Annotated in this window: 14 protein-coding genes; 5 read left to right on the top strand and 9 right to left on the bottom strand. The window is 38.6% G+C overall.

The window, feature by feature from the left end; genetic code table 11:
- Positions 1 to 308: 308 nt before the first annotated feature.
- Positions 309 to 980 carry a hemolysin III family protein gene (locus ABJH98_RS07665; protein ID WP_348307063.1) on the bottom strand — a complete coding sequence of 224 codons (672 nt, stop codon included), beginning with the start codon at positions 978 to 980 and terminating at the stop codon, positions 309 to 311.
- 237 nt (positions 981 to 1217) lie between these two features.
- On the opposite strand from ABJH98_RS07665, the gene ABJH98_RS07670 reads away from it, so the two are divergent.
- From ABJH98_RS07670 to ABJH98_RS07680, 3 genes are read left to right on the top strand one after another with little or no spacing between them, the layout of a single operon-like run.
- Positions 1218 to 2198: an oxidoreductase family protein gene (locus ABJH98_RS07670; protein WP_348307064.1), complete on the top strand. Its 981-nt coding sequence runs from the start codon at positions 1218 to 1220 to the stop codon at positions 2196 to 2198.
- A complete protein-coding gene (locus tag ABJH98_RS07675; protein WP_348307065.1) occupies positions 2198 to 3076 on the top strand; it encodes an inositol monophosphatase in 879 nt (292 codons plus the stop codon). The genes ABJH98_RS07670 and ABJH98_RS07675 overlap by 1 nt, the downstream gene beginning before the upstream one ends.
- A gap of 5 nt (positions 3077 to 3081) precedes the next feature.
- A complete protein-coding gene (locus ABJH98_RS07680; protein WP_348307066.1) occupies positions 3082 to 3672 on the top strand; it encodes a hypothetical protein in 591 nt (196 codons plus the stop codon).
- 350 nt (positions 3673 to 4022) lie between these two features.
- On the opposite strand, the gene ABJH98_RS07685 is transcribed toward ABJH98_RS07680, so the two are convergent.
- A complete protein-coding gene (locus ABJH98_RS07685; RefSeq protein WP_348307067.1) occupies positions 4023 to 4670 on the bottom strand; it encodes an ATP-binding protein in 648 nt (215 codons plus the stop codon).
- Complete coding sequence (locus ABJH98_RS07690; protein ID WP_348307068.1) at positions 4667 to 6691, bottom strand: DDE-type integrase/transposase/recombinase; 2025 nt, start codon at positions 6689 to 6691, stop codon at positions 4667 to 4669. Before ABJH98_RS07690 ends, ABJH98_RS07685 begins: the two co-directional genes overlap by 4 nt.
- Positions 6692 to 6818: 127 nt before the next feature.
- Here ABJH98_RS07690 and ABJH98_RS07695 point away from each other — a divergent pair, with 127 nt between their 5' ends.
- Complete coding sequence (locus tag ABJH98_RS07695; protein WP_348307069.1) at positions 6819 to 7265, top strand: helix-turn-helix domain-containing protein; 447 nt, start codon at positions 6819 to 6821, stop codon at positions 7263 to 7265.
- Here ABJH98_RS07695 and ABJH98_RS07700 read toward each other — a convergent pair.
- The 3 genes from ABJH98_RS07700 to ABJH98_RS07710 all read right to left on the bottom strand — a co-directional run bounded on the left by ABJH98_RS07700 (position 7205) and on the right by ABJH98_RS07710 (position 9472).
- Positions 7205 to 8293 (bottom strand): helix-turn-helix transcriptional regulator, encoded by a 1089-nt coding sequence (locus tag ABJH98_RS07700; RefSeq protein WP_348307070.1) that lies wholly within the window; start codon positions 8291 to 8293, stop codon positions 7205 to 7207. The genes ABJH98_RS07695 and ABJH98_RS07700 overlap by 61 nt on opposite strands.
- A 158-nt stretch (positions 8294 to 8451) precedes the next feature.
- On the bottom strand, positions 8452 to 9216 hold the full coding sequence (locus tag ABJH98_RS07705) for a metallophosphoesterase (RefSeq protein ID WP_348307071.1): 765 nt from the start codon (positions 9214 to 9216) through the stop codon (positions 8452 to 8454).
- A 1-nt stretch (position 9217) separates the two neighbouring features.
- Complete coding sequence (locus ABJH98_RS07710; protein ID WP_348307072.1) at positions 9218 to 9472, bottom strand: hypothetical protein; 255 nt, start codon at positions 9470 to 9472, stop codon at positions 9218 to 9220.
- 335 nt (positions 9473 to 9807) lie between these two features.
- On the opposite strand from ABJH98_RS07710, the gene ABJH98_RS07715 reads away from it, so the two are divergent.
- On the top strand, positions 9808 to 10038 hold the full coding sequence (locus tag ABJH98_RS07715) for a helix-turn-helix transcriptional regulator (RefSeq protein WP_348307073.1): 231 nt from the start codon (positions 9808 to 9810) through the stop codon (positions 10036 to 10038).
- Positions 10039 to 10092: 54 nt separating this feature from the next.
- Here ABJH98_RS07715 and ABJH98_RS07720 read toward each other — a convergent pair whose 3' ends face one another.
- The 3 genes from ABJH98_RS07720 to ABJH98_RS07730 form a co-directional block, all read right to left on the bottom strand.
- Complete coding sequence (locus ABJH98_RS07720) at positions 10093 to 12588, bottom strand: heavy metal translocating P-type ATPase (protein ID WP_348307074.1); 2496 nt, start codon at positions 12586 to 12588, stop codon at positions 10093 to 10095.
- Positions 12589 to 12639: 51 nt separating this feature from the next.
- Positions 12640 to 12900, bottom strand: coding sequence for a heavy metal-binding domain-containing protein (locus tag ABJH98_RS07725; RefSeq protein ID WP_348307075.1), 261 nt, complete (start codon positions 12898 to 12900; stop codon positions 12640 to 12642).
- A gap of 138 nt (positions 12901 to 13038) precedes the next feature.
- On the bottom strand, positions 13039 to 14823 hold the full coding sequence (locus ABJH98_RS07730; protein WP_348307076.1) for an efflux RND transporter periplasmic adaptor subunit: 1785 nt from the start codon (positions 14821 to 14823) through the stop codon (positions 13039 to 13041).

Below are 14823 nucleotides of genomic sequence, written 5' to 3' on the forward strand. Positions count from 1 at the left end.
AATTGGTTTCTCAACGATGTTTTCGACTTGCCGGCTAGACCTTACTTTCTTTCTTGAAAAAGAAAGTAATCCGCATCGGCGGACCGAAAGAATTCAAGGCTGTTATTCATTTCTTAACGCCTTTTTCAACATGATATCAGAATCAAAAAGAAACTCGTCCATTCTAGTGATCGTAAATATTTTTATTCATTCTAGGACTCAAACAGTCCTTTTGATTTTATCTGATTTCATGTTAAAAAAATCTAAAATGAATAATTGCCAGTTATAAAAAAATCACATGCCCCTATAAAAGTGAAGCATATTGTTCTTTAATGCGCCTGTTCTAACTGTCGGATAGACTGGAGTAGAAAGATCCAATGATAAGCAACACCAAATAGCACAGCGATATGAAATAGTTCATGAGGGCCAAAATAACCAGGTACGATCGAAGGGTATTTAAACATATCTATGACCGCACCTATGATATAAGCCAACCCGCCATAGACAATATATTTGATCGATAGCAGTCCTCTCATTTTCAATATACCAATCACCGAGATAAGCCCTAAACAGCCAAATGAAATGAATACAATGTGGGTCAAGAAATCTGGCAGCTCTTTGAAATAAATAGAGCCAAAGGTGATGCCCAATAGCGCAATAATGGAAGCCAGGATGATGACGATCCATTTTAACATGCCTTTGAATAGAATCATGTGAATAGAGATCAAACTTCCGGCAATCATCAAAAAGATCCCCGCATGATCAATGATTCTTAAGATATATCTGGCATCTAAATCTCTGGAAACCAAATGATAGACACCACTCATCGATAATAGAAATAAACTAGAGAAGCCGTAAATGATCACAGGCCAGGGACGTTTCCTGCCTATACCATCTTTTTTGAAAAGATAATAAAGCAGTATACACACCGCTACAGCTCCAATCAAATGACTCCAGGAGTCAATCGGATCTTCAAAACCAAACAATGCACGCGTTTCCATTAGATTTTATTTTTATTCAATCATGTATCATAAAGCATACCAAAGGCTAAAAATTTAGATTATAATTGACTTACAAACCCTAGCAGTCCAACCTGAACGTCTTTTAATAATTTAAGTTTTTCTTCTTTAAAAAGCCATTTCATTCGATGAACCCACCAAAACTCATGACCAGTAGGCGTATTAGCTTCAGCGGAATTTTGATACACTCATTGAAACCATTAGCATTGCAATCTATCTATGAACGATGCGCTTAAGACCCTTATTCTAAAAGCTACACAATCCAAAGCTATCTCCAGCTCCATCGAAATCCAACCACTTTGGAGTGGTTATGGACAGATACTGCGCTGTGAATTGGCAGGAGGGAATCATCGTTCGGTAGTCGTGAAACATGTACAGCTGCCAGACGAAACCAACCACCCCAGAGGCTGGAATACGAATCTATCTCACGAACGAAAACTTAAATCCTATCACGTAGAAATGAGTTGGTACAGTGACCTGGCCAAACAATGTGATAGACTTTGTCGAGTTCCTCAGATTTTCCACCTCAGTGATCAAACCTTTGAAATGCTTATGGTGATGGAAGACTTGAATACGGTGGGTTATCCGATTAGAAAATCAGAGCTATCAATGGCTGAAATGAAAGTTTGCTTGAATTGGTTGGCTCATTTTCACGCCAAATTCATGGGAACGAAGAGTGACCAGCTATGGGAGGTAGGAACCTATTGGCACCTGAATACCAGACCCGACGAATGGGAAGCCATGCAAGATCATGAACTCAAAGCCGCTGCTCAATCTATTGATCGGATCTTGAATCAAGCCAAATACCAAACCCTGGTGCATGGCGATGCGAAGCTGGCTAATTTTTGTTTCTCTGCGGATGGCCAGGAAGTGGCTGCCGTAGATTTCCAATATATTGGTCATGGTTGTGGCATGAAAGACGTGGCTTATTTCTTAAGTAGTTGCTTGCATGAAAATGATTTAACTATCTGTGAATCAGAGCTTTTAAATTTCTATTTTGAAGCCTTGAAAAAAGCATTGGTTCTTTATAATCAGTCCATTGATTTTGAGGAAATTCAGCAGGAGTGGAGTCGACTTTATGATTATGCCTGGGCAGACTTTTATCGCTTTTTGGACGGTTGGAGCCCTGGACATTGGAAAATGCATGATTATAGCAAAAAGATCAAAGAGAAAGTTATTCATGAATTAGCCAATAGCTGATGACTAAACAAACCATAGAATACCTTTCTGAACTTGCTCTTTCTGCGGCTAAAATGGCCTCGGCGTATATTAAATCCCAGCTGTCTTTCGAACATAAAATATCCCTCAAGGACAACGTAGACAGCCTTGCCACTCAACTAGTAACAGCCATAGATTTAGAAAGCCAACGGCTGATTCTAAACCATTTAGCGCCGAGCATCCAACAATATGATTTAGGACTCCTGACGGAAGAAACCGAAGACGACGGCTCGCGATTGACCAAAGACTATTTCTGGTGCATTGATCCTTTAGACGGTACTTTGCCGTTTACAGAGCAAAAGCCAGGTTATGCCGTATCTATTGCCTTAGTGACTCGTGCGGGTCATCCGATCATTGGTGTGGTGGTTGATCCATATCACAACGAACAGTGGTTGGCTGTTAAAGGACAAGGAGTGAGGCGCAACGGAAAACCCTTCACTAAAAAAAATGATGAATCATCTGAAGCACTGGTTGGTTATTTTGATCTAAGTTTCCTGAAATCAGAGAGATACAATGAAACAGTTGAAGCGCTACAGCGGCTGTACCAGTCCTTGGGATTGAAATCACTGGATATTCGTACCGGTTATGGTGCGGTGATGAATGCCTTGGGCGTCGCCAGCTCATCATCAGCTTGTTATGTGAAATGGCCTAAAAAAGCCGTAGGTGGTGGTGCCATCTGGGACTTTGCGGCTACTCAATTGATATTTGATGAATTAGGGATGTTTGCAACTACGGCTGAAGGTGATGATATTCCATTGAATAATAAGCACACGACATACATGAATGCTGTGGGTGTGATTTATGCAACAAACAAAAAAATTCATCAAGAATTAATAAAATTGTACAGCCATCTCAAATAGGAATAATGACAAAAGAAGAAACACCCAATAATTACAGACCGATACCCAAGTTGTTTTTTGATGACTTGACAGGGGCTATGATGAATGTCTGTATTTCTTGTCAACAAAATCTATTGGAGAATCAAATCCCTTATTTCATTGAAAAGGCAATCAAACCTCATTTGGGATATAAAGCGTACGCTACCGTATTTGAATACGCCATGTGTATCAATTGTATGCAGCAGCATAAAAGCAAAATCTCAAAATCGTCCTTGGCTAGTATCAATGAATATTTTCAAAAACACATAGATGTCAGTCGCAGACAATATTTAGTGGCCAACGAGCTTTACGATAATTTAGGTCTGTGGATGGATCACTGCGTAGCTACAGACAATCATATCTCAGCGATTGGCGAATGCCAGATCTATGCACAATGTCTGGGCGATCAATTGGTAATGGGAGAATGTCCATACATGATCAGTGGCGAAGCATTGGATACTGTTGTGAATCTATTGTCCGCAGAGACCATAGATGGTTTCAACAAACTCCAGGATGAACTGGTAGGGCCTTCAGAGTTTCAGGATTTACTCAAAGGTGGACCGAGAGTGTTGTTGTAATTTCAATCCAAAGCTAAATGAATAAATAGTATAAAACAGTCTAGGAGCAATTCTCCCCAGATTCAATTTAACATAATATAAATTATATAACAAAGCTGTTATTTATTACTGCTGTAGCTTTTGACGATTATGTCGCAGATTATTTAAAAGATGGCGTTGGTTCATTTAAAAGATGATGTTCCTCTATGGCTAACGGTCGCAGTTAGTACTAAATACAGAAAGTTTATTAACTGTGAAGTTGACTATGAATTTGACTTAGTAGAGTAACTTGATAGTTGGAATATGATAAACTCATGTTTAGCGAGCCTGAATAATTTTGAACCGCAAGGAAACTCTGAGTTTTGAGATATTTATGAAAGCTCTAATTCTATTTGATTCATTAAGCTACCAAAGTTATCGGTATCTTTAAACATCCTATTGATCGCTTTAGTATTGTTTATACCAAAGTGTTTACATATATAACTAACTTCTCGTTTACTAGGATTATCGAGTTCTACAAATGAAAAAATTCTTCTATGAAGTTCCGGAATGCCTATTACGTTGTCCTTTTTCCACTTATCTAAGTTATCTTTAAAATACTCAGGGCCGGCTAAAACGATACCAGTTGTATGTTCGGTCAAGTCTCTGAGCTCATGGATATACTCAAGTTGACCTGGTTTAAATTTTCCTGCTTCATCAATAATCACAAGGTTTTTGTCTGCCAGATTTAGATTGCCGGCAATTTTGTTCATAATAAAATGTCGAGGATACTCTTTTGAAGTATTTTTATATCCCATGGATGCGAGCAGTCTAATATAAAAATCTTTGATGCCCATCGACTTTCTTACTCGTAGATAAAAAACATTTTTGTGCTGTTTTGCAAACGACTGAAGTGCAACAGTCTTTCCTACTCCTGGATCACCTATTATGGCCATCATCTTTTGCTTCGACTGACAAGTCGTGCATACTTCTTGGACAGTCAGGTAGTTATCAATTTCGAAAACCTTACTTTCAATCATGATTCTATCAGTTTAAGACTGCCCTTTTGATTAAATTTTTTCGAAGATGTTGATTTAATAGTACTTTTGCTTTTACTCTTGATCGTTGGAATTGTTGGTTTATCAATTAAGTGATGCGAGTACCATTTGTTTTCAGCTTCATTTAAAACTTCCTCTAGTTGAGATTGTGGATTAAGTGATACAATAGGAATTGCATCTAGTTGTTGAATTCCCTCTTCTATTTCGCCATGTAGTTCTTTCAGATTTTGTTCAATTCTTTTTTTGAGTGACCAGTGATTTTTGCTTATTCGAGCTCGGTCTTTCTTTGTTGGTATGATGTTTATTGGCTGGTCTAGCGACAAATCACAATAGTACTCTTGTGCTTTATTGTCAAATATTGATACACTTGACAGGTCTTCGGTATCGTACATTATGGTTACTTCATCTCCATTAAGCTTCTTCGCTAGAATCTTATTCTTGATTTTATAGTGAAATCTTCTGCTATTGTGTCTCAATGAAATTTGTTCGTTCTTGACGCTTTTTGTTTTACTCTGATAGAACATCTTGATTAAATCTGGTCGCTTAAGTTCTACAAGCATTTCTTTAGGGGCCTGTTTACAAATCTCATTTGGGGATTTCCCGTTGAGCTTTGATCTGGGTGAATTGTTATATTTAGCAATTAGCACAGCAATAAGTTGTCCTAGCTGTTCTTCCGTTCTCAAATATTTCTTTTTTCTATGAAGTTTCTCTAATTCTTTTGATGCTCTTCCCCCTACTCTACTGGTTTTTACTCCTTCTCCCAGACTACCAAAAACTGAATTAGTGAATTCGGTTTGAAATATTCCAAACCATCTTTCTATATGAGCCTTATCTCTGGCGTTTCCAATTCTTGCTGCTCTGAAGTGAATCCCCAATTCAAATGCAACTTTCGAAAACTTCCGATATTGTGAAGAGTAGTAGGATTTATGATTGTCATGCAATATTTGCTTTGGGATGAATCCTAAATTTGAGAGTCCAAGTTTTAAGCAATTCAATATCATAAATGAATCTTCAGATTTAGATAAGGAATGGCCTATTATTTTCCTTGAGTTAACTTCCATTGCTACGCATAAATGCATGAATTTTTCTTCGCCTTCTTCATTTTGATAAGGGATATTTATTCTAGTTGAATCAACTTCTATCAATTCTGCGAACTCAGGATCCTTTCTGTTAATATAGGGGTAGATATGATTTTCCGCGTACTCTATCCCATAACGAAGCGGGTCACATGAATTTCTTAATTCCCTGTCTAGCAAGATTCTTTTTATAGTGCTGAGAGAAATAGGATCTAATCCTCGATCATATCGCTCATTGTTTACAAGATTGAGTATTTGAGGATAGGTATACTTTTTTGGAGAGCTATAGTAGTACTTGACTCTGCTGAGAATCAGTCCATCCACCTTGTAACGTGTTCTTCCATTAATTTTAAAATCATGGACAAGAGTCCCTTCTATACTTTCAATGGTTGTCTCGCGTACTTTATTTCTAAAACTGTTCTTATTTTGGGTTATGAACACTGCATCCTCGAACTCTTGATAAACTTCAAAAACTATTTCTAAAGGAATATGCTTTTTCATTTCAATAATTTCAAAGAAAAGGGCATGTGTCTTGGCATATCGAACGAGTATGTCTCTATCCAAATAGTAACCTCGATATTTTTCTATAAATGGTTTCCACCTGATAGGATCATTCCAGGCATTGTTTAATACAAATAGCACGTGACTCTTTGTATTGGTTTTTAGGTCTTCATTTTGCATTTGGATTAGGGCATGCATTTCATCCACGGTTTTAGGAAGAGTATACCTGGAAATCCATCTTGTCGGTAGGAGACTATACAAGAACCATTTGAGCTTCCCTACTTGATAATATGCACATAGACTTGAGTGGCCATCTCTGAACTTCTTACAAAATTTATCGAGCAAATTCTGACTAACTCCTCTTTCATACAAGAATTGTTCAGAGAGATACGGCCTCCCTTGATAGAGTGTAAAATAATTGATCATGACTTGGTGGTTTATCACTAACGTAGCTAGAAAAGACAATAAGTCACCGGAAATTTGCTTCCGGTGACTCTATTTAGAGTCATTTTTAGAGGATTTTAGAGTAATTTGACTCTAAATAGAGTCGGAGATGAGTTTATTGAATGACTTTGCATACAGATTGAGAACCAGACGAGAAGATTTTGGTTGGAGCCAAGACCAACTAGCGGAAAAATCAGGTGTCCATAAAAGCATAATTGGAAGGTTTGAATGTAGAAAGGTGACTGATCCTAAAATCAGTATGGCTTTAGCCTTGGCCAAAGCTTTAGAAGTAGATCACCTTTGGTTGACTTGTAGAGATGAATCAGAGAATGATGAATTGAAGCTGGAAAAGGAACTAAGCCAAAGTTTTAAAATTTGTATATCTGAATTCGACCTACCTGATAAGGTTTTTCTAAATGAAATTCTTAAAAAACTAATCTTTAATAATGATATGCTTTCTCGATCAGATAGGTATAAAAAATCAAGAGTTGTCCGCTACAGTAAATCTGAAAGGACATATAAGGGATCAATAGATAACTCATTACATAGTAATTGAAGCGTCTCTAGTGTGGTTGATTTCTTGCCGGTTTCGATATTTCGAATTGTTCTTTCGGATACACCAGATGCTTTTGAAAGTTGTGGTTGTGTCATTCCTTTTCTAACCCTGGCTTTCCTTAATTTTTTCCCGATTACACATTTGTCACTGAATTTATTGGCAATTTCATTTTGTGCTTCTAGAAAGGGTGACTTAGTTTCATCATATTTGATGCCAAATCTGCGAGACAATGAGCACTGCTTCTTTGGTAAAAAAAGTGCGTCTCTATAAAGCCAATCTTTACTGAGGTAGACTTCTTGAGCATTGTAGTTTTCTTTAATTAACTGGTAAAGCCAAGGATGATATTCTCGCCACACCTCAAGCACATTATAATAAAATAGAATGTTAAAATTTGACAGAATTATGTCAAGAACATCGAGAACTCTTTGTTTTGCGTGCTCAATATTAGTAAAATAGTCTAGATTCGAAATATGAAAGCCATCTGAAAACAATGCTTTGAAACGTAGCTTAGCCGATGATTCGGTGGAAACAGTAATAGCAGATGTGTCAAGGCGAAAGTAGAATTTCAAGGGATAGTCTGCCATGATTCTGACTCTCTCCCCCCTTTTGATATATTCAAGACCTTGTGCGACCATACATGGATCAGCCCAAGATATATTTCCATCATAACGCCTATCAAAATAGTCTGAATGATGATCTATAGCTAACTTAAGAGAATAGGCCTCTGCAAGAGGTAGGCCTAGCTCCTTCTCCAATATAAATTCACTAAAGTAATATCCCCTATCCCCTACATTATATTTAATGTAGGGATCGTAGTAGTCCTTATTTGGATCCAAATACTTGGTAGATTGACTAATCTCAAATGCAGATTTGAAGTGCTTGTAGCTTACAAAATGTAGGGCTTTTGATAAGGTGTCGAGGACTCGCTTTTTGCTGTTCGTATACTGACTTGCCTGTTTACAAGCAAATTCTTCAATATAGAAAGCTTCAATTTTGGTGTAATCGAAGATAGGTTTTTGAACTCCCATTCTTCAATTTAATCAATCTGATACAGATGCCGTTAAGCTTGGGCAGACATTAATCGTTCGTATTTCATAATTAGATTTTAGAAAAAAGGATGGCGTTTCATCGGTTTAATAGTTTTTTCAATGGAAACGACTGATTCAAGAATTTCATATTCCAGCAATTACAATTCAATACATTTTTCATACTCAAAATCCGTGTGCTCCATTTGAAAACTATAACCAAATTGGTTCGATCTAAACTTCACCCCAAGTATATCTATATTTTTATTCCAATGATTATGGCCATATATCCAGTAGTCGATATCCCAGTCTCGGATTCGGTTTTCTAGATCTGCTACGAAGTATCGATTGATAATAGGTCCTAAATAATTGTCAGTACTTTTTGGATAGCCATTAGCTTGGGGACACGGAACAAAATGAGACACCACCACTCGCACCCTTTCTTTATCAGTACTCAAAACTTTGTTGAGCCAGGAAACTGCTTTCCCATGAAGGTTATCATGCTGAGTGTATTTGAATGGGCCATCTGCGTATTTACACTGCCTGAAGTCAGCTATCAATGATTTGATTAATGAAGTGTTGACTCTTGACCAGAGTGTGGTGAATATAAAATCTACTCCTTCAATGGTAACTATCTGATGATTCAAATATCGAACATTCGGATAGATAGTCAGCTCCAAATTATACGACGCAGCAACATTACCTTTTTTATAAAATTCATGGTTTCCAGGAATAATATATACTTCCTGCCAATGTTCTGATAGGTATTGAAAGAACTCAGGTCGGGTGACTTGACCATCTGAAATGATATCAATGTCACCTGCCAGAATTAGATATGGAGCTACAGGCTTTATCTTATTGCGCATAAGAAAGTGATAGTTTTCGTCAAATTCGATATGGAGATCAGATGCGTATTGAAATTTCATATTAGGGAGTTTCTTCTTTCTTATTCTCTTGCTTTTCGCATTTGTCAATATTTGGCTTATCCGAGCCATTTTTCCTGTCCGAAAATTGGACATAAAATGGGTCGAAATACCTTAATTTACCGTCTTCAAGTTCTACAAGTACATGAGTCTCACTGTGATAATTTGCCAGCTTGTAAACGAAACGATGAAAGAATCCCTTTATGTTTTTACCCTTGTCGTTTACAAGCACTGGTCTTAGCTCATTTTTGCCAATCATAATTCAATTCAATCTCGAAATTGGTTCATAATATCTCTATTGATATCGGATTGATATTGTCTTTTCCAGTGAACTAAAATATTATACGTCAAATCAGCTAAGGCGATATTATAATGATTGGCAGTTCTTTTGAGAAATAAATGTAAGTCTTCATCTAAATTTACTGTCCTATACTTACTATTTTTTGGCTCAGTCCTCGCCTTAACAAACTGTTCTAATTCCATAATCAATTTATTCTGCTTAAAAATGGCGGTCAAGATATAAAAACTAAATTACATCCATAGACTATAGTCTGTGGATAGCAGTCTTCTCATAATCTACTTTGGTCTCCGTAAATGGAGGACAAACAGATCATAGAAGCGTATAGTAAGACTTTAAAAAGACTGCGTATGGAGAAATCAATTTCGCAAGAAAAGCTTGCATTCAAAACAGGCCTCCATCCTACTTATATATCTCTTTTAGAAACAGGAAAAAGGCAACCATCCTTGTCAGTAATTTTTAGAATAGCCAAAGAATTAGGTCATCTACCTAATGAATTTGTGAAAAAAATTGAGGAAGCTAGTTGATTAGATTTAACTAATAATCAATTAGCTCCATTCAATTGAAACATCTCTTCCGTTTCACCTAAGTCTCAGGCTATTCCCAATAACAGAAACCGAACTCAAACTCATTGCTAAAGCTGCGAGCATCGGACTCAATAAAAGACCAAATACAGGAAAGAGCACACCTGCTGCAATTGGTATACCCAACATATTATAAACGAAAGCAAAGAACAGGTTCTGTTTAATGTTTCGCATCACATCAGTACTTAGCTTTCGGGCTCGTACGATTCCATCAAGTTCCCCTTTAACCAAAGTAAGGCTTGCACTCTCTATGGCTACGTCGGTCCCTGTTCCCATAGCAATTCCAACATTAGCTTGAGCCAAGGCTGGGGCATCATTGATTCCATCTCCAGCCATGGCTACAATTTTTCCCTCTTCCTGAAGTGCTTTGACTTTCTGGTATTTGTTTTCGGGCAAGAGATCTGCTTCATATCCATCTAATTCAAGCTTGTCGGCAACGGCTTTTGCTGTATTCATATTGTCGCCTGTAAGCATGATCACTTCTAATCCCTGCTCCTGTAAATGCTTGATGGCAGAAGCAGATGACTCTTTGATTGGATCCGCCACACTTATAAATCCAGCTACTTCCTTGTCAATCACCACAAACATTACCGTTTGCCCTTCGAGCTGTCTTTGCTTTACATCTTCCTCATGCTCCTGCTCCAGTGTAAGAGCAAATTCCTTGAGGAGCTTTTTATTACCAACGGCTATTTGAAGTCCATCAATTTTTCCGGTAATCCCTTTGCCAGTGATGGAGTTAAATTCATCCACTTTCTGCGGCTTTAATCCCTTCTTCTTAGCACCTTCGACAATGGCATGAGCCAAAGGGTGCTCACTGCTTGATTCAAGTGAAGCGACATCTTTAAGAATTGCGTCAGCACTGTGTTTATCATCAACGGACCTTACATCCTGAAGTGATGGCTTGCCCTGGGTGATCGTTCCGGTTTTATCAATAACTAATGTGGTCACTTTGTGCATTTCTTCAATAGCTCTGGCATCCTTAACCAAGATTCCCTGCTTCGCACCCTTTCCTGTTCCGACCATGATCGACATAGGAGTTGCCAGGCCTAACGCACATGGACAGGCTATGATTAGGACTGTAACTGCACTTGTGAAAGCATAAACCAATCTTGGGTCGGGTCCCCAGATTGCCCAAACGGCAAAAGCAATCACAGCAATTGTCACAACTATAGGGACGAAATAACTCGAAACCTTATCTGCCAAATTTTGAATTGGGGCCTTTGTTCGGCTGGCTTTATTTACCATCTCAATAATCTGTGAAAGAAGCGTATCGTTACCTACCTTCTGCGCTTTCATTTGAAAAGAGCTTGTACCATTGATTGTACCGCCAATGATATTATCTCCTTCTGATTTCTCAACCGGAAGCGGCTCACCTGTGAGCATGGATTCATCGATGCTGCTTTTTCCTTCCGTAATTTCTCCATCTACCGGAATCTTTTCTCCTGGCTTAATCTTAATAATGTCATCCAGTTTAACATGCTCCAGAGAAATTGTCATTTCCTCACCGTCCCGTATTACTATTGCTTCAGGTGGTACCAGATTGAGTAATTCCTTAATAGCTGAATTAGTTTGACTTCTTGCTTTTGCTTCGAGCAATTGTCCCAATAGAATCAGCGTAAGGATAACAACTGCTGCCTCGAAATATAAGTGAACCGCGCCACCTTCAGTTTTAAACTGATCCGGGAAAATTTCAGGGAATATCAAAGCGAAAATGCTAAACAGGTACGCAGACCCAGCTCCAAGAGTGATCAATGTCCACATATTCGGAGAACGATTGATAATCGATTTGTACCCTCTAATGAAGAAATCCCGACAAGAGTAAAAGATGACTGGAGTACTTAATGCAAACTGCACCCATCCCCATGCTTTTTCACTTGCAATCCCGGATAATGAAATACCTATCATTTCACTCATGGCAATGAAGAAGACGGGTAGTGTAAAAGCCACTGAGATCCAGAACTTGGTTAGCATTTTCTTATATGCTTTCCGTTCCTCAGACCCATCATCAACCGAAGCTTCTTTTGGTTCTAGATCCATACCACATTTAGGGCATGAACCCGGATGATCCTGTTCAATTTCAGGATGCATAGGACAGGTATAGGTGGTCTCGGAACTTGCCGATGCTTCCTCCTTCACTAAATCCATTCCGCACTTTGGACAATCGCCAGGCTTATCATACCTTTTATCTTCTTCACAAAGCATTGGGCAATAGTATTTTCCAGTGCCAGCCATATCCTTTTGTTTGATCTCAGGCATGGGGTGCTTAGGTTTTACATGCGTTCCTGGAGAGTGAATATTATATCGGCCACCATCATCATTAAGTGCTTGCTTCAAGAGTTCAATTGGAATATGATTGTCCATATTGACCATCGCCTCACCCTTACTTAAATCAATCGAGACTGCTGTGACTCCAGGAACTTTACTCAGTATTTTTTTAACATGAGCACTGCATCCTTCACAGGTCATTCCAGTAATTTGATAGGTATGTTTCATATTTTTCTTTGATTAGTTGAATTCACATTTCCTTCTTCTCCGCCTAATAAATTAGTGCTTATGGTCTTCGTGGTCTGAGTTACTGGAACTTTCAGATTCCTTCAATGCCATTCCACATTTGGAGCATTTATCACCCTCTTTACCTACTATTTCTGGATGCATTGGACAAGCATAGACTTTGCTCTCTGATGATTCTTCCATCATGTTTTCATGAGTACTTTCATTCTTGTTTTGGCTACATCCTATCAGATATAAGCTGCTTGTTCCAAGAATAAGTATAGAAGCTGTTAGTGTTAAAATTGACTTTTTCATTTTATGAATTTTAATAGTTAAACATTTGAATTGTGGCTATAGCAATCACCAGTAGGATTACAATCCCCCAGATGATTCGGATAGCCCAGATTTTTAATTTTGATTGGGATTTTATGTTCCCTGCCTTACAACATTCCTTCATTTTATAGTTTCTGTGATTTCTCCACAAGTGGGCATGTCTGCTCCGAAATAAGGGTTTTGGATTTCGTCTGAAAGACTGAGCCAATCGGCTCCTCTATTATTATCTACCATTGGACAGTGCTGGACATAAATATCCTTCTCCAATGGAACAAAGGATTTGGCTATACCGATCATGGAGTTGGACAATCGTTGAAATGCTTTTCTCATTTCACCAATATTCTTAAAATGTGCTGCATGTTGCATCGCTTCTTTTGCCTCACTACTGTAGTCCATCCATATCTCATGAGACTGACCAGTAAAAAGGGACATATTGATCTTTGTAAAATCATCTTGAAATAAGGCTGCTGACCCTTGAGCATCTTCCAAATCGTCATTGACCAGTGCTTCTTTAATTTTAAGATAATCTATGAACAAGGGTCTTAAAGCTTCCTTGGCCTTAGTACTAATATTTACCCTTTTCTTCTGCTGTTTATGTGACGGAATTGAAGCCGTAGTTGTAGAACCTCCGTGATTGTGGCCTGTCATCACAGGCCCTCCTTCAGGACTCATCATACTCGGTTTTCCTGCTAATTGTGCCGCTGCATCAATACTGAAGGTGCCATTCACGGCAATTTCTTCTCCTTGCTGTAAGCCTTCCTCAATGATGTAACTGGTTCCCAATGCTGGCCCCAACTTCACCTCTCGCATCAGAAAGCTTATACCACTGCCTGAAGTTTGCTTGACGTAGACAACCGATCTTTCTCCTGTCCACATCACGGCAGTTTTCGGAATGATTACAGCTTCAGGGCTGCCAGCAGATAGCTTTGCTTCCAGAGCACCTGAAACAAACATCTCAGGCTTTAATTTCATCCCAACATTGGCAATTTCCAATCTTGCTTTTGCTACCCTTGTCTTTTGATTCATAACAGGATCAATAAACGTTATTAAACCTTCAAATTCGTCTCCTGGTAAGGATGCTACAGTGAATTTCATTGTATTTCCCTTTTTCACCCAAGCCATATCGCTTTCATAAACATCAAATAGTACCCAAACCTTGGATAGGTTAGCGATTTCATAAATGGACTGTCCCATTTTGATATAATCGCCAAGGTTTACTTTTTTCTCGGTTACATACCCTGAAATATCAGCGTTGATCGGAAATTGATCTATAGGTTCTCCACTGCTAATAATGTTGTCAATCTGCCGGTCAGTCAGCTTCCAATTTTTAAGTTTTCCCCTTGCCGCTTGATAAAGCGCTGGTTGACTGTTCTTTATTTTCACGGCTTCAAAGAGTTCTTCCTGTGTCGTGACCAAATCTGGAGAATAGATGTAAGCAATGGGCTGGCCCTTAGTAACATACTCGCCTGTAAAGTTGACCATCAGCTTTTCAACCCTTCCAGGAATGTGTGATGCTTGAGAAAATATCAATCTTTCATCGGCTTGGACCTTCCCATTTAACCGTAGGGATTTAATGGGTCTCATTCTCCCCACTACTTCAGTAGATACATTGGCCAATTGCATGGCTGTTGGTGACATACTCACGGCCATAGCATTTACCTCTCCCTGATCTTGATCTAAGGGTATCAAATCCATTCCACAAATCGGGCAAGAACCAGGTTCATTGCTCCTTATTTGTGGGTGCATCGAGCACGTCCAAGTAGTTTCACTGCCTACCTCAGTAGCGTGATTGTGTTCTTCCTTTGTGTCATTCTCTGAACCTCCAAAGAATAGCCAACCAAGCAGCAGACCTCCTGCTAAAGTGGCGAGTGCTACGGTAATTAATGTTTTTATTGAGATGTTCAT

The organism is Reichenbachiella sp. (genome assembly GCF_039969095.1).
In the GTDB taxonomy this organism is placed as follows: domain Bacteria; phylum Bacteroidota; class Bacteroidia; order Cytophagales; family Cyclobacteriaceae; genus Reichenbachiella.

What these genes read in the sequence shown, in the direction of transcription:
- ABJH98_RS07665 (WP_348307063.1), bottom strand. Translation starts at nt 980, where the DNA reads ATGGAAACGCGTGCATTGTTTGGTTTTGAAGATCCGATTGACTCCTGG.
- ABJH98_RS07670 (WP_348307064.1), top strand. Translation starts at nt 1,218, where the DNA reads ATGAACGATGCGCTTAAGACCCTTATTCTAAAAGCTACACAATCCAAA.
- ABJH98_RS07675 (WP_348307065.1), top strand. Translation starts at nt 2,198, where the DNA reads ATGACTAAACAAACCATAGAATACCTTTCTGAACTTGCTCTTTCTGCG.
- ABJH98_RS07680 (WP_348307066.1), top strand. Translation starts at nt 3,082, where the DNA reads ATGACAAAAGAAGAAACACCCAATAATTACAGACCGATACCCAAGTTG.
- ABJH98_RS07685 (WP_348307067.1), bottom strand. Translation starts at nt 4,670, where the DNA reads ATGATTGAAAGTAAGGTTTTCGAAATTGATAACTACCTGACTGTCCAA.
- ABJH98_RS07690 (WP_348307068.1), bottom strand. Translation starts at nt 6,691, where the DNA reads ATGATCAATTATTTTACACTCTATCAAGGGAGGCCGTATCTCTCTGAA.
- ABJH98_RS07695 (WP_348307069.1), top strand. Translation starts at nt 6,819, where the DNA reads ATGAGTTTATTGAATGACTTTGCATACAGATTGAGAACCAGACGAGAA.
- ABJH98_RS07700 (WP_348307070.1), bottom strand. Translation starts at nt 8,293, where the DNA reads ATGGGAGTTCAAAAACCTATCTTCGATTACACCAAAATTGAAGCTTTC.
- ABJH98_RS07705 (WP_348307071.1), bottom strand. Translation starts at nt 9,216, where the DNA reads ATGAAATTTCAATACGCATCTGATCTCCATATCGAATTTGACGAAAAC.
- ABJH98_RS07710 (WP_348307072.1), bottom strand. Translation starts at nt 9,472, where the DNA reads ATGATTGGCAAAAATGAGCTAAGACCAGTGCTTGTAAACGACAAGGGT.
- ABJH98_RS07715 (WP_348307073.1), top strand. Translation starts at nt 9,808, where the DNA reads ATGGAGGACAAACAGATCATAGAAGCGTATAGTAAGACTTTAAAAAGA.
- ABJH98_RS07720 (WP_348307074.1), bottom strand. Translation starts at nt 12,588, where the DNA reads ATGAAACATACCTATCAAATTACTGGAATGACCTGTGAAGGATGCAGT.
- ABJH98_RS07725 (WP_348307075.1), bottom strand. Translation starts at nt 12,900, where the DNA reads ATGAAAAAGTCAATTTTAACACTAACAGCTTCTATACTTATTCTTGGA.
- ABJH98_RS07730 (WP_348307076.1), bottom strand. Translation starts at nt 14,823, where the DNA reads ATGAACATCTCAATAAAAACATTAATTACCGTAGCACTCGCCACTTTA.